The sequence below is a fragment of the Virgibacillus profundi genome (genome assembly GCF_002287375.1).
Taxonomy (GTDB): Bacteria; Bacillota; Bacilli; order Bacillales; family Amphibacillaceae; genus Virgibacillus_K; species Virgibacillus_K profundi.
Map to the genome: position 1 here is coordinate 43,162 of NZ_NPOA01000006.1, position 13,885 is coordinate 57,046.

A 13,885-nucleotide genomic window follows, 5' to 3' on the forward strand; every position below is an offset into this window, starting at 1 on the left:
AAAAGCAAAACGCTTAGACCTCGCTTTAAATCATTCTTAAAAATTATTTTCTAATTGTTTTCAATGCAGTAGACCAATCTACGACCTCATTCAACATTGTTTGAACGGTTTCTTGATGAAAAGGTGCCGGTTTAAATGTTCTCATTTCTTCAAAATCAGTAAAAAGACTTAGTGCCGGCTGCGTTCCTACCGTTGCAACTTTTGGTACAGTTAGAATTAATCGTAAATTATTAGCGGCTGTAACCCCTAGAGTAGAACCATAACTTACAATTCCCGCAGCTTTATTATTCCACTCAGGATATAAATAATCGATGGCATCTTTCAACCCGGAAGTAACCCCTTTGTTATATTCCGCAGTGACAAAAACAAACCCATCAAGTTCACTAATTGTTTCTGACCAAACTTTTGCTTCTGGTGTTTGATAATCCTGTGACATAATTGCAGGAACAGGTTCATTAAATTTTGGCAGATTGTAATCTTTAATATCCACCAACTCAAATTCAGCATCTGTTCTTTGATCTGCAATGGACTTCACCCATTCTGCAACTTGTAAATTCACTCTTGCATCTCTTGTGCTTCCAGTAACTATACCAATTTTAACCAATTAAATTCCTCCTAAAATGTGTTTTATAAAGTGTGCTATTAAACATCGCACCTGAAAGTTAATTATTTGCTTACAATTGAATTTTAGAACATAATGAAAATCATCAACACCAATAATTCGTTGAAAATGTCGTTTATACAACACATTGAAGAAATTGTTTAAAAAGTAGGAGAGAGATCAACATGAATAAGGTCAAGACGGATCCCCGAATCCAACGTACCCGTAAATTAATCATGGATTCTTTCATGGAGCTTTCAAGTGAAAAAGAATTTAAGGATATTACCGTTAAGGATATAACAACTGAGGCTATGATTAATCGTGCCACATTCTATTATCATTTTGAAGATATATATGACTTATTGGAAAAGATACTATCTGAAGTATTGTTAGTTAATCTGGATTGTGATTACTACCAAAATAACAATCTAAATGAAAAAGCGTTGGTTAACATATTCATAGCGATCACAAATTTTCAAAAGTCATTATCCAATCGTTGCCATAGAGGATACGAAGATACGATTGCCCGTATCATTCGGGAACAGCTTGAAATCATTTTTTACAGAATGTTGTTAAAGCAGAATAAAAAGGAAGAAGATGAAGCCCTGAAAATTACTGCTGTCATATTAAGCTGGGGAATTTACGGGGCTTCTGTAGAATGGAGAAGAAATAGCAAGAAGATAGAACCGGAAGAATTTATCAAATCAGCAATTCCTTATATAATGTCCGGGGTTGATTTTGGACTCGCTTGAAGGATTTATTTTCATAGAGAGTGAATAAAGGTGCAGACCTGATGAGGGAAGGCGCCTTTTTGTATGGAGAAGCGTTAAAGTCGTGCATCCTCGAAGAGAATGGTATGTGGTATGGAAGGATGTTAAACAATATACTATGAATTGTTATAAAAGAAGGAGTTTTGGCAATAATGACAGACGCAAAAAAGTTATTTGAAAGTTTTACATTAGGTAATATAACATTAGATAACCGGGTAGGTGTTGCACCCATGACACGGATCAGTGCAACATCTGAGGGATTGGCAACAGATCAAATGAAGTCATACTACACTTCATTTGCCCGTGGAGGATTTGGACTCATTATTACTGAAGGTATTTATACTGACGACAAGCATAGCCCGGGCTATATTTATCAGCCGGGTATTATTAATGATGAACAAGAACAAGCATGGAAGAAAGTAGTGGACTCTGTTCATCAGGCCGGTGCGAAAATAATTGCGCAGTTAATGCATACAGGAGCCGTTGTTCATGGGAACCCTTTTAATCAGGATTCAATCGGTCCCTCTGTTGTTAAGCCTAAAGGGGAGAAAAGTGAAATTTATGAAGGGAAAGGACCATTCCCAACTCCAAGAGAAGCAACAAAAGAAGAAATTACAGAAGTGATAAACGGATTTGTTAATGTAGCTAAACGTGCAAAATCAGCTGGATTTGATGGAATTGAAATTCATGGAGCCAATGGTTACTTGCTTGATGAGTTTCTAACTGACTATACGTACAGATGAATACGGTGGTTCAACGGAAAACCGGGTTCGTTTATTAGTAGAAGTGTATAAATCTATTCGGGAAGCAGTTGGGCAGAACTTTACCATTGGTATTCGGATTTCACAAGCAAAAGTAAATGATAACACACACAAGTGGACAGGTAAGGAACAAGATACTGAAATCATTTTTGGTCAATTAGGGAAGGCTGGTCTAGACTTTATTCATGTTTCGGAATACGAGGCATGGAAGCCTGCATTCGACACAAGCGGACCATCACTAGCTTCACTTGTCAAAAAATATGGAAAAGCTCCTGTAATTGCCAACGGTCATTTAGAGGTTCCAAAAAGAGCTGAGGAAATGATCGAGAATGGAGAAGCCGATGTGATTACATTAGGTAAAGGGGCCCTGGCTAACCATGATTGGGTGAATAAAGTTAAGAATGGGGAGCCAATGGCAGATTTTAACCCAGAAGAAGTGTTAAGCCCGAATGTGAAAATCAAGGAATTTGAACTGTAAATCCTCTGCGTTTGCTTCGCTGGAATCCAATTAAAATAGGTTATAAATTCTTGCTGAAGAGATTTTGAAAGCAATTGAAGAAATGTTTGTAGAAGCCAGCAGGAGAAGAGAAAGGAATTTGGGCTCGTTTTAAGGATTTATTTTCAAAAAGCGTGAATGAAGGTGCTGACCCTGAAGAGGGGTGGTGCCTCTTTTGTGTGGGAAACATGTAGAATTCTATCTACTTTGGTTCTTTAAACTATTGATAAGAGAAGTCATGCACCCTTCATCCAAGTTTTGCAACATCTTAGAAGGCCACGGGATTACCCAGTTGAACGAATGATGCGTGATACAAAAATAACACAAATTTACACTGGCACTGTAGAAATGCAACGGATTGAGATTGCTGATAAGATTTTGGGCTAGTTTATAACAAAACTCAGGTTTCTGCTGATTCAGCAATACCTGAGTTTTATTTTTTGAATAGAAATGTAAAAGTCTTTTCTATTTTGCTACTCCCCGAACCGCTTCACCAATATTCTCAACCGTTATTTTAGAATGTGAAGTATGCCAAAGAATTTCCTTATCCTTAATTAAAAATATTTGCGGGGATTCATGCTTCACGTCTGTCATTTCAGCAATTTGATTAGACACCGCTCTATCCTCGATCACTTTTACCAAATAACTATCAAGCGCCTGATCGGCAGATTCCAAAAAGGTTTGAAACTGTCCGTAAGCCTTGGCACTAATTGGGCATGTCGTGCTGTGCTTGAATAATAGAACTGGCTTTTCAGTACTGCTCTCCCAGACTTGTTCCAATTCATCATTTGCATGAAGCTCTTTATATTCGATCATTATTATCTCCTCCTATTAAAAATAAGCCTTTTCTCGAACATACTCTTTTCAGGTAAGTCTTGCAACCAATTAGCATATAGTATAATTTTTTCTGTCACTCTATTATTGGTTGAAAAATATATTTAACGTTACTTTTAAATAGGATAAATATTAAAAGAAAACGAAGAAATAATCTGGGGTGCGGCAGACGAGTAAAAATGAAATAAGGCAGTGGCCATTTCGGATGGACACTGCCTTTTAATATTCATACCTTATTTATTCTGTGCAGCACGAAGCTTGGCCATATTAGCTGTTGTCCCGCCATCAACACGAATATCAGTACCAGTAATGTAGGATGCTGCATCACTAATTAGAAAATCAACAACGGATGCAATTTCGATTGGTTTGCCTTCACGCTGTAGTGGTGTATTCTCTAACATTACCTTCATTTCCGCTTGTTGAGAAGCTTCTTGTCGTCCCATTGGTGTATTGATTGTTCCTGGTGATAAGGAAACAATACGAGCACCTTTTTGCCCCCAAGCCCATGCTTGTTCTTCAACAATTAACATCACACCTAATTTCGATAAACTGTATGCAGCTCCTGGATTACCTTGTGTGATTTCTTCCATTGTTTCCAGTACATTTTCGTCTAATGGGTTTTTTAAGATCTCTGTGTATGGGCCTTCTTTTGGTACAAAATGGCCACTCATGGAAGAGATACATACCGCAACTGTTTCTGGTCCTGCTCGTCTAATAAATTCATCTAATACAATTCCTGTACCTACCAAATTTACTTCTGTAATACGATTGGAATTGCCCATTGTAGGAGACAATCCCGCAGTATGAATAATGGATTTTAAAGTGCCTAATGATGCAGCTTTATCAGCTAAAGCCTTAACATTTTTAGTGTCTGTAATATCCACTGTTTGGTGGTGAACATTCGTAATTCCTTTTGCTGCCAGCTCTTCTTTTGTTTGTACTAGCCGTTCCTCATTCACATCTGCTAATAGAACCGTTCCTTTTTTGCCAACTAATTCTGCAATCGCTTTTCCCATACCGCCTGATCCACCTGTAATGACGTATACGTTTGACATCATTAACCTCCTTAAAGATCTGATTACACTTTTATCGTTTTTAAAATGCAGCAGTCCAACCGCCGTCAGCAGTAACTACAGTACCGTTTACAAAGCTTGAATCATCCGACGCGAGGAACAGGGCTACTTGTGCGATTTCTTCAGGCTGACCAACTCTTGGCATAACTCCCTGTACTGCTTTGGTGCGCTCCATACCAAATTGATTAACATTTTTCATGGATGATGCAATATTTGTTGCTACACCACCGGGAGCAATGGCATTACAGCGGATACCTTTTTGAGCATACATATAGCCAGTGTTTTTTGTAAGTCCGATAACTGCATGTTTTGATGCTCCATAAGTTGCGCCCGCATGAGCACCAGTCAACCCACCAGTTGAAGCAGTATTAATGATTACTCCATTTTCCTTTTCCAGGAAAATTGGCAGAGCTTTGCGCATCGCTCTCATAACGCCTTTCGTATTAACATCAAAAATCAGGTCCCAGCTTTCATCAAGAATATCCGCAACAGGTTCAAATCCATCCATAATACCAGCATTATTTACCAGAATATCCAGGGTTCCAAACTCATTAACGGCTGTGTCAATCATAGTATCAATGTCCTTTTGTTCAGCAACATTTACCTTAACTGCTTTAGCAATGCCATTATTTCCAGTGATTTCTTTAACTACCGCTTCAGCACCATCCAAATTAAGATCAGCAACAATTACTTTTGCCCCTTCTTTGGCATACAATTCTGCAATGGCTTTACCCATTCCTGAAGCAGCACCTGTTACAACAGCAACTTTGTCTTTTAATTTCATATTCTTTTCCTCCAATGTAGATTGATTTTATTGTACATCTGTCTAATAAAAATTATAATAGATAAGTGAAACAAGCACAAACAACGGAAAACTTGTAATGTGTTGAGTAATAAACACTTATTAATGAAGGTGTTCAATAATGGAGTGAAAAAATTGAAACAGGATCTGCGGATTATAAAAACTCAGGAAAGTTTGCGCCATGCTTTATTATCATTGTTAAAATCGAAACCATTGGAATCTATTACAATCGCAGAGCTATGCCGCTTGGCAAAAATTAACCGCGGAACTTTTTACTTACACTACAGAGATGTTCATGGTGTTTTTAAACATTACCTGGAGGTGATTGTCGAAGATTTAAGACAATCCTATAAGGAACCATATTATAAGACGAACTTTATTATTAAAAATATCGAAGCAGACATGATTAAAATATTTCATCATGTAAAGAAATATCAGGACTTTTATAAGATTATTTTTGATGAAAAAATGCCGATAACGTATTATTATTTGCTCTTTGATACTGTCCGTTCATTTATGAAAGAAACCGTAAATAAAGAAATTCAGGAAACAGAATCTGATATAAAAATAGACTATCTTATTAGCTATCAGACAAATGCTATTCTGGGAATTTTAATTGAATGGCACCGCGAGGGATACAGAACTTCTATCGATGAGTTGAATCAGCAGCTGATCGCAATAATATCGATTAATAGCCCGTTTAAGAAATGAATAAAGGATAAATGGTGTTAAAGGAATTGCAGTTTTAAAGAGTGACAGTTTCTGGAATTTGCAGATATGATACGCCGAGCCACACCGGAAGAAGGGGATCAAAAAGCTCTTGTCCCTCAAATAGAAAACATGTACCTGAGGAACAAGCAGAGAGTCCTGATCTACTTACTGCGCAGTCAACCCACCATCAACCACAAACTCGGCTCCAGTACTATAACTTGAATCATCAGAAGCAAGATACAAAACAAGATTTGAAACTTCTTCAGGCTTTGCAACTCGTTTATTTGGAATATATTTTGCAAATTCTTTAATTGCATCCTTGGAATCTCCTTGTGCAATCATTGGGGTTTCAATAACTCCGGGATGAACAGAGTTTACACGAATACCAGAATGAGCAAGTCCAAGGGCGGCAGCTTTTGTCATACCTCTTACAGCAAATTTCGAATCAGTGTAGCCAATTGCGCCACCAACAAGACCATTTATTGAAGAAATATTTACGATTGAACCATTATCACTCTTTTTCATAGAAGGTATGACTGCTTTCATGCCGAGAAATACGGATACCTGGTTAATGTCGATGATTCTTCTATATTCCTCTTCCGTTATTTCTTCAATTGATTTATTCATACTGATACCAGCATTGTTAACTAATACATTAACTGGACCAAATGCCTCCTCAGTTGCTGCAACGGCTTCCTGCCAATTTGCTGCTTTTGTTACGTCGAGTTTGATGAATTTTGCATTTTCTCCAAGTTCTTTAGCTAATGCGTCTCCTTCATTTTCCTGAATATCTGCAATCATTACTTTAGCCCCTTCATTAATGAACAACCGGGCATGAGTTGCTCCCATTCCACGTGCTGCCCCTGTAATAATTGCTACTTTATCGTTTAATCTTTTCATATGAATTCCTCCAATTTAAGATTTCCTGTCTTGAATGCCTTTTACTAATTTCTCCTGAATCACTAGATATTGATTGATTTCTTCTTCACTTAAAACATCAAAAAGTTCCATAAACACCTTTTGGCCAATTTCTTGTGCCTCATTCAACGCTATTTCACCAGCAGGTGTAATTTTCAATTGAATTGTTCTGCGGTCACTCTCATCATATAGTCTCTCAGCTAGTTCTAATTTCGTAAGCTTTGTTGCAATGTTTGTCATTGCTCCCTTAGTATAGCCTAGCGTTTCAGCTAATTCGACCTGCTTCCTGGGACCTTTTGATTTTAATTCAGACAATACCAGAATTGGCGAAATTCCAAGGGGATGTTGAAATTCCTTTGTGAATCTAATAATGTTTTCATTATTCATTTGTTCGATTGCATGAATTAGTTTAAAAATATTTCTCTGACGCAAAATAATCCTCTCCAGTAGATAAGAATATTAACGCAGCATAATGGAGCCGCCATCAACCATGATTGTTTGGCCTGTAATATATTGCGAATCCTCAGATGCAAGGAAGACTGCAACCCGGCCAATATCCTTTTCGACATCACCAAAACGTCCCATTGGAATTTTGTTCTTAACTGCCTCATAATATTCAGGCTGTGCTTTTGCCCATGCTTCAACTCCAGGCGAATTTGCGATTGGGCTTATTAAATTTACGTTAATGCCAAATCTGCCCCATTCATTTGCAGCTACGCGTGAAATCCCGCGAATAGCTTCTTTTGCTGCTGCGTATGCACCCTGCGTTTCATGACCATCCAATCCTGCACCGGATGCAAAATTTATTATATTTCCTTTTGATTCTTTTAAATAGGGAAGTGCAGCCTTCATTAAATAGAAGGTTGGATAAAATCCAGTTCCAAATGATAAATCCAGATCTTCCTGTGTTGTTTCTTCAATAGTAACTTGTTTTGATGCATGTGCATTATTTACCAATACATCAAGCTTTCCGTACTTTTCAATTACTGTTGTAATAATTTGTCCCAAGTTTTCCCGATCCATTAAATTAGCCTGAAGAAACATGGATTTAGGAGAAACAGTCTGTAATTCCTTTTCCATTTCTTTCCCGGTCTCTTCATTAACGTCAACAATCGTAACGATTGCTCCTTCTTTGACCATTACCTTTGCCATACCGCTGCCAATTCCACCAGCGCCACCAGTAATGATAGCTACTTTATCCTGTAATTTGCCCATTTTCCTCATCTCCTTGAAAGTGGTTTAGCGTTAAACTACCATATTTAGTTTAACACTAAACTATATTTTTAAACAGAAAATATTGTTATGCTATCCCACTAAAAACAGTTGACGTATATTTCCATTTTTACTCCAAATAATAAAGTAAAGAAGGAGGGGTATTATGGCGAAAAGGACAAAGAAAAATGATCCACAGCAAAAGAATAAGCACGGATTTGATTCCAGCAAACAGGATTCTGAGTTCTCAAAGGAAATTGGCAGTGCGGAGGCTAATAAGGAACATAAGGAAAAAGCAAAACAAAGAAGGGCTGACAACTGGGATCTTTAGGTGCGAAATTTTTGATATAATTCTTGCTACGAAACAGGCCGTTTGCTATAAGCAAGCGGCTTACTTGCGTTTAGCCTTTGTTGTGATAAGATTGAAAATTAGATGAATTAAATTTTCACTACATATCATAGTACGTAAAAATCGAAAGGGGATGTAGATGCTCGTATTGATTCAGGACATTAATCGATATCTATTTTTCTAGTTGTAATGGCAGGTTAATGAGATTTATGAAAGCCAATTACCCTTTACAACCTTCTTCCATTCATCTATATTAGAATAAATAAAATTTACAGATTTTTATGTATAATAGATAGAATTCATGGGGGAATGGGGATGGATGAGACGTTCCAAAAATTGATGCAGGAGAAGAAGCGGTTTCTGCTACCCGCTCTGATTTTCTTGTTTATCTTTTATTTTATGCTTCCATTGTCACTGATATTTTTTCCGGAGGCGATGAATCAGACAAGCTTTGTTAGCGGTGTCACGTGGGGCTGGCTTTATGCATTTATGCAAATTCCGATGACGTGGACGATGGCGTGGATCTATCATATAAAATCAAAACGGTTTGACCGGATCGTGGAAGAAATCAAACGGGAGGAGTTGTTGTGAACCTTACCTATTTTCTGTTTTTGATTTGTATTATTGTTTGTACACTGATAATTACATATTGGGCGGCAAAACGCAGTAAAACTACGAATCGGTTTTATACAGCTGCTGGCAGCTTAACAGGATTTCAGAATGGAATGGCAATTGCCGGTGATTTTATTAGTGCAGCTTCATTTCTGGGGATTGTTGGGACAATTGCTATTAATGGCTATGATGGATTTTTATATTCCATTGGTTTTTTAGTTTCCTATTTAATAGTCTTATTTCTGATAGCTGAACCTGTACATCGTTTAGGTACCTATTCACTTGGGGATGTTATCTGTTCACGTTTTCCAGGTAATAAAATGCGCTGGTTGATGGCAATTGGTGCATTTATGATTTCGATTCTGTATATGATTCCCCAGCTCGTCGCATCCGGCTTTTTACTGCGGTTATTATTGGATATTGATTATTCCATTTCTGTCGTTGTCATTGGTGGTTTAATGACGATTTATGTTGTTTTTGGAGGTATGGTTGCAACCTCATGGGTTCAAATTGTTAAAACGGTTGTGCTTATGTCAGGAACTTTTTTACTCTCACTCATTGTTTTTTCAAATTTTAATTGGAATGTTGCTGATTTAATCGAACAGGTAAAAGAAGGGACCCCTTTGGGAGATCAATTTTTCTTCCCTGGTCATCTGTTTGACAATCCGCTTGAATTCCTCTCGCTTCAGCTTGCTCTAGTACTTGGAACTGCTGGCTTACCACATATTTTAATCCGGCTTTTTACTGTACGAAATACGTTGGAAGTCCGCCGTTCCTTAATCAGTTCAACATGGATTATTGGGCTTTTCTATTTGATGACACTTGTTTTGGGGCTCGGAACAGTTGCGTTGTTAGGCTATCAGAAAATGGTTGCAGCAGATCCAACTGGGAATCTTGCTGCACCTTTGCTGGCGAAAGAGGTAGGAGGAGACTTTCTCTTAGCATTCATTTCGGCAATTGCTTTTACAACCATTGTTGCAGTAGTGGCAGGCCTTGTTATATCGGCAACAACTGCTTTTTCGCATGATATTTACCATCATATAATAAAAAAAGGAAAATCCACGGAAAAAGAGCAGTTAAGGGCAGCAAGGTGGACAGCACTTGGGATTGGTTTTATTTCAACATTGTTTGCACTGCGATTGGAAACGATCAATGTAACGTTTCTTGTTTCCCTGACATTTATTGTTGCAGCATCAAGTAATTTCCCTGTTTTGCTTTTGACGATTTATTGGAAAAAGTTTAATCAGGTCGGTGCCATCTCAGGAATGGTCAGTGGTCTGGCGGCATCACTAATCCTTGTAGTTTTGGGTCCTCATATCATGAATCCGGACGGTGGTTGGATAGCCAGGGAAGCGGTTATTTCCTTACATAATCCTGGTATTATTGCCATTCCAATTGGCTTTTTAGGTGCATATCTTGGTACTATTTTCTCACGTAATCAACCACAGTCAGAAGCCGAATACCAAAGATTTTTTAAAAAATCACAGACTGGTATTAGGCCAGGAAGTGAAAGCTCATGAAGGATTTAACGATTATTCTGTTTGAGAGACTGGGTTTATTGCTCGTTATTGCCTTTGTGATGACCCGTACACCAGGCTTTAAGTCTATGCTGTACAGGGAATTCAGTTGGAAAATGTCTATTGTTCATGCATTGGTATTTGGGATATTTGCAGTTGCAAGTACGGTAAATGGAATCATCATCACAGGCGAATCCGCAATTTCACGTGATTTTGTTATTTATCCTGTAGAAAATAATCAAATGATTGTCAGCTCAAGCTTGGTTGCGGTTGTTATTGCCGGCCTGCTTGGCGGTCCGATCGTCGGTCTGGGTGCTGGGCTTATTGCTGGTGGACATCTGATCTTTCTTGGTGGAATTGGCTCACTTGCTAATGGTCTGGTCAATCCATTGACAGGACTGTTGGCAGGGATGACGGCACGTTTTTTTTCCAATGAGCGGGTTATTTCACCATTTAAGGCATTATTTATTGGTGTGTTTCCACCTGTTTTACAAATGCAATTATTGCTGATCATTCATACAGACACGGGCAATATGGTGGAGATTGTTGACAGGATTGGCTTGCCGCTCGTCCTATCCAATAGTATTGCCATTGCTATATTTACAGCGATGATTGGGATTGTTTTGAGTGAACAGGAAAATGAAGCTGCCTTGGCTTCCAGGAAAGCATTAACGATAGCAGAGGAAGCAATGCCCTATTTAAAAAAAGACTCTCCTTCTGAAATGGCAAAGGGGATCGCCAAATTACTTTACGACCGGCTGGAGCTTGCAGCAGTCTCAGTTACTAACCATCAGGAGGTACTGGCACATATTGGGCTGGGCGCTGAGCATCATCAGCCTGGAGAACAAGTTACAAGACCACTCTCACTTGAAGCAATCGAAACAAATAAAATGAAAGTAGCCTATAACAGGACAGAACTCCAGTGCAAGCATGAGGATTGTCCACTGGAAGCTGCTATTATGATTCCAATAATAGGGGTAAATGATTTTTCAGGACTTATTACATTTTACTTTCGAAAAGCCCAGCATATTTCACCTGTTGAGCTAATGATGGCTCAAGGGTTAGGTCAATTTATTTCCAACCAGCTGAATATCCTGACAGCGGAAAAACTAAAAACCCATATACGCGATGCGGAGCTGAGAAATCTACAGGCCCAGATTAATCCGCACTTTCTATTTAATACACTCCAGCTCATTGCATCTTTATTTCGGGAAAATCCAAAAACTGCACGAAGAATCACCTTGCAATTAGCCAGTTATATGCGGTTTAATTTGCGGCTTGTTTCCAGATCACTTGTTGAGCTTGAAAAAGAGTGTGAGCATGTAGAGTCATACACATCAATTATCCAGGAACGCTTTGCAGGGCGCTTGCAAATTGATTTTATCAGACCGGATGATGTTACGGATATTTATATACCACCATCGACTATTCAGCCTTTAGTTGAAAATTGCATTCAGCATGGGCTGAAGGATGTAGCGGATAATGGCAGGGTGGAAATATTGATTCGAAGGCTGGAGCGAACTGTTCATATTGCAGTTCGTGATAATGGGTGTGGATTTCCGGAGTCTATTTTAGATCTGGTAAGTCACATACCTTTATCAGATATAAAAAATGGTGGAACTGGCATTTATAATGTAAATAAACGACTGATTAGTCTATTGGGAGAATCGGCAAAGCTGGATATTCGCAACTTACCTGAAGGGGGCAGTGAAGTGTTATTTTCAATCCCTGAACAGATTCAAATGGAAAGGCAGGCGGTAACATGAAGATTCGTGCAATGATTGCTGAGGATGAATTAATGGCAAGAAAAGAGCTGCTATACTTGCTCAAAGAAGAAAAAGATATTATTTTATCGCCACATGCCGAAACCGGGGAACAATTAATTGAATTATATTCTGAGCATCAGCCTGATCTTATATTTCTCGATGTGGAGATGCCTGGTTTAACAGGTCTGGAAGCTGCCAAATATATTGCTGAACAATCTGACAGCCGCGACCAGCCACCGTTGTTTGTTTTCACTACGGCATATGATGAGTATGCACTGGATGCATTTGAAATGGAGGCGGTAGATTATTTATTAAAACCTTATGATGAAATTCGTTTTCAGAAGGCCATGTCCCGGATACGCAAACATATTCAGCAAACTGAAAGTGAGATGGAAAAGGCTGTTAAACTGGGTAATGAGCAGCTGGCAGCCTCCAAATTACTCGTTGATGACGGGGAGCGGCTGGTAGTTTTATCCCCTGATTCAATTTATTATGCTGTTCCGAATAACAGGATGCTGGAAATTCATACGAAGGATAATACGCTGATGAGCCGTATGACATTGCAGGAGCTGGAGGACAAGCTATCAGATCACTCCTTCTTCCGTACACACCGGAGCTATTTGGTTAACTTAAATCATGTTCTGGAAATAACACCATGGTTTAATGGGACAAGTAATGTGACACTTAAGGATAAACAAAAAACAAAAATACCGGTTAGTCGCTCAGCAAGCAAGGTAATCTTAAAAACATTCAAAATCTAACCATTAAACAGTAAATTAAAACCATTCACACATAAAAATCAACCGTTGGTACTGTGTTCCTACTATGACTGGCTCAAATACTTATAATGAAGAGTAAGCGCTTACAAAAAAGAAGGGGGTTTATTAAAAGGCTGTATTCTAAAAGATTATTGTTTTGACACAAAAGATATAAAGTGCGACATAGTGAAAATTCATTTGCAAACGCTGGTTGAGAGCAGGGATTCGCTACGGAAACACATTTCGCTTTCCGCGGGCGGCTGGTGAGCCTCCTCGTGCTACGCACTCCGGGGTCTCACCTATGCCTTTCCTCCCGCAGGAGTCTTCAATGTGTTTCCTCCGCTGGAATTGTGCTTTTAAATTTTTTAAAAATTTCTTAATTAATTTAAACAAATACTTGCACATTCATGCGGTTGTTTGGAGCGAAGGACCGTTGACTCCTGCGGGAAAAGCACGTGTCTGAAGACCCCGCAGAGTGGTTTTCTCGAGGAGACTGAAGCCGTGCCCGCGGAAAGCAACGGGTCCGTAGCGGAAAACAACTTAGCGCTTACGTCGCACTTTACATCAAATCGGAAGGTTAAAGAGCAATAATATTTACGAAAAAGGCCTATTAAAGTGAAGCGACGATCGTTATGAGCAACAGTGATTTTGAAAAGGAATATGTACATCACACACTCGGCGAAAGTGAATAAAACGAGGAGGATG

General features: G+C 38.7%; 15 protein-coding genes and 1 pseudogene. 9 read left to right on the forward strand and 7 right to left on the reverse strand.

Translation table 11 applies throughout. The annotated features are described in order from the left end of the window. Positions 1–43: 43 nt before the first annotated feature. Entirely contained in the window at positions 44–604 is a 561-nt protein-coding gene (locus tag CIL05_RS09660; RefSeq protein ID WP_095655328.1) for an NADPH-dependent FMN reductase, read from the reverse strand. Positions 605–786: 182 nt separating this feature from the next. On the opposite strand from CIL05_RS09660, the gene CIL05_RS09665 reads away from it, so the two are divergent. From CIL05_RS09665 to CIL05_RS09675, 3 genes and pseudogenes are all read left to right on the forward strand, one after another. Next, positions 787–1,353 (forward strand): TetR/AcrR family transcriptional regulator, encoded by a 567-nt coding sequence (locus CIL05_RS09665; protein WP_095655329.1) that lies wholly within the window; start codon positions 787–789, stop codon positions 1,351–1,353. Between the two features lie 170 nt (positions 1,354–1,523). Continuing rightward, a pseudogene (locus tag CIL05_RS09670) lies at positions 1,524–2,610 on the forward strand (oxidoreductase). Between the two features lie 276 nt (positions 2,611–2,886). Then, positions 2,887–3,015, forward strand: coding sequence for an acyl-CoA dehydrogenase family protein (locus CIL05_RS09675; RefSeq protein ID WP_439144832.1), 129 nt, complete (start codon positions 2,887–2,889; stop codon positions 3,013–3,015). Between the two features lie 78 nt (positions 3,016–3,093). Here the strand turns inward: CIL05_RS09675 and ytxJ are convergent, their stop codons facing one another. From ytxJ to CIL05_RS09690, 3 genes are all read right to left on the reverse strand, one after another. Further along, positions 3,094–3,444 carry a bacillithiol system redox-active protein YtxJ gene (gene ytxJ, locus CIL05_RS09680; RefSeq protein ID WP_095655331.1) on the reverse strand — a complete coding sequence of 117 codons (351 nt, stop codon included), beginning with the start codon at positions 3,442–3,444 and terminating at the stop codon, positions 3,094–3,096. Positions 3,445–3,695: 251 nt separating this feature from the next. Then, entirely contained in the window at positions 3,696–4,517 is an 822-nt protein-coding gene (locus CIL05_RS09685; RefSeq protein WP_165769094.1) for an SDR family oxidoreductase, read from the reverse strand. Between the two features lie 40 nt (positions 4,518–4,557). Beyond that, entirely contained in the window at positions 4,558–5,319 is a 762-nt protein-coding gene (locus CIL05_RS09690; RefSeq protein WP_095655333.1) for an SDR family oxidoreductase, read from the reverse strand. A gap of 144 nt (positions 5,320–5,463) precedes the next feature. Here CIL05_RS09690 and CIL05_RS09695 point away from each other — a divergent pair, with 144 nt between their 5' ends. Then, complete coding sequence (locus CIL05_RS09695) at positions 5,464–6,048, forward strand: TetR/AcrR family transcriptional regulator (RefSeq protein ID WP_240510156.1); 585 nt, start codon at positions 5,464–5,466, stop codon at positions 6,046–6,048. 165 nt (positions 6,049–6,213) lie between these two features. Here the strand turns inward: CIL05_RS09695 and CIL05_RS09700 are convergent, their stop codons facing one another. The 3 genes from CIL05_RS09700 to CIL05_RS09710 are packed head-to-tail and all read right to left on the reverse strand — an operon-like array spanning position 6,214 to position 8,181. Continuing rightward, entirely contained in the window at positions 6,214–6,948 is a 735-nt protein-coding gene (locus tag CIL05_RS09700; RefSeq protein WP_095655335.1) for a glucose 1-dehydrogenase, read from the reverse strand. Positions 6,949–6,963: 15 nt separating this feature from the next. After that, complete coding sequence (locus tag CIL05_RS09705) at positions 6,964–7,398, reverse strand: MarR family winged helix-turn-helix transcriptional regulator (protein ID WP_095655336.1); 435 nt, start codon at positions 7,396–7,398, stop codon at positions 6,964–6,966. Positions 7,399–7,425: 27 nt separating this feature from the next. Next, the gene (locus CIL05_RS09710; RefSeq protein ID WP_095655337.1) at positions 7,426–8,181 is read right to left on the reverse strand and encodes an SDR family NAD(P)-dependent oxidoreductase; all 756 of its coding nucleotides are present in this window, start codon (positions 8,179–8,181) and stop codon (positions 7,426–7,428) included. A 163-nt stretch (positions 8,182–8,344) separates the two neighbouring features. Between CIL05_RS09710 and CIL05_RS22190 the strand changes: the two genes are divergently transcribed. From CIL05_RS22190 to CIL05_RS09730, 5 genes are all read left to right on the forward strand, one after another. Further along, a complete protein-coding gene (locus CIL05_RS22190; protein ID WP_165769095.1) occupies positions 8,345–8,509 on the forward strand; it encodes a hypothetical protein in 165 nt (54 codons plus the stop codon). Between the two features lie 333 nt (positions 8,510–8,842). Beyond that, positions 8,843–9,118: a DUF485 domain-containing protein gene (locus CIL05_RS09715; RefSeq protein WP_095655338.1), complete on the forward strand. Its 276-nt coding sequence runs from the start codon at positions 8,843–8,845 to the stop codon at positions 9,116–9,118. After that, positions 9,115–10,659 (forward strand): solute symporter family protein, encoded by a 1,545-nt coding sequence (locus CIL05_RS09720; protein WP_095655339.1) that lies wholly within the window; start codon positions 9,115–9,117, stop codon positions 10,657–10,659. The genes CIL05_RS09715 and CIL05_RS09720 overlap by 4 nt, the downstream gene beginning before the upstream one ends. Beyond that, positions 10,656–12,422 carry a LytS/YhcK type 5TM receptor domain-containing protein gene (locus CIL05_RS09725; RefSeq protein WP_095655340.1) on the forward strand — a complete coding sequence of 589 codons (1,767 nt, stop codon included), beginning with the start codon at positions 10,656–10,658 and terminating at the stop codon, positions 12,420–12,422. The genes CIL05_RS09720 and CIL05_RS09725 overlap by 4 nt, the downstream gene beginning before the upstream one ends. Continuing rightward, complete coding sequence (locus CIL05_RS09730) at positions 12,419–13,183, forward strand: LytR/AlgR family response regulator transcription factor (protein WP_095655341.1); 765 nt, start codon at positions 12,419–12,421, stop codon at positions 13,181–13,183. The genes CIL05_RS09725 and CIL05_RS09730 overlap by 4 nt, the downstream gene beginning before the upstream one ends. Positions 13,184–13,885: the final 702 nt, after the last annotated feature.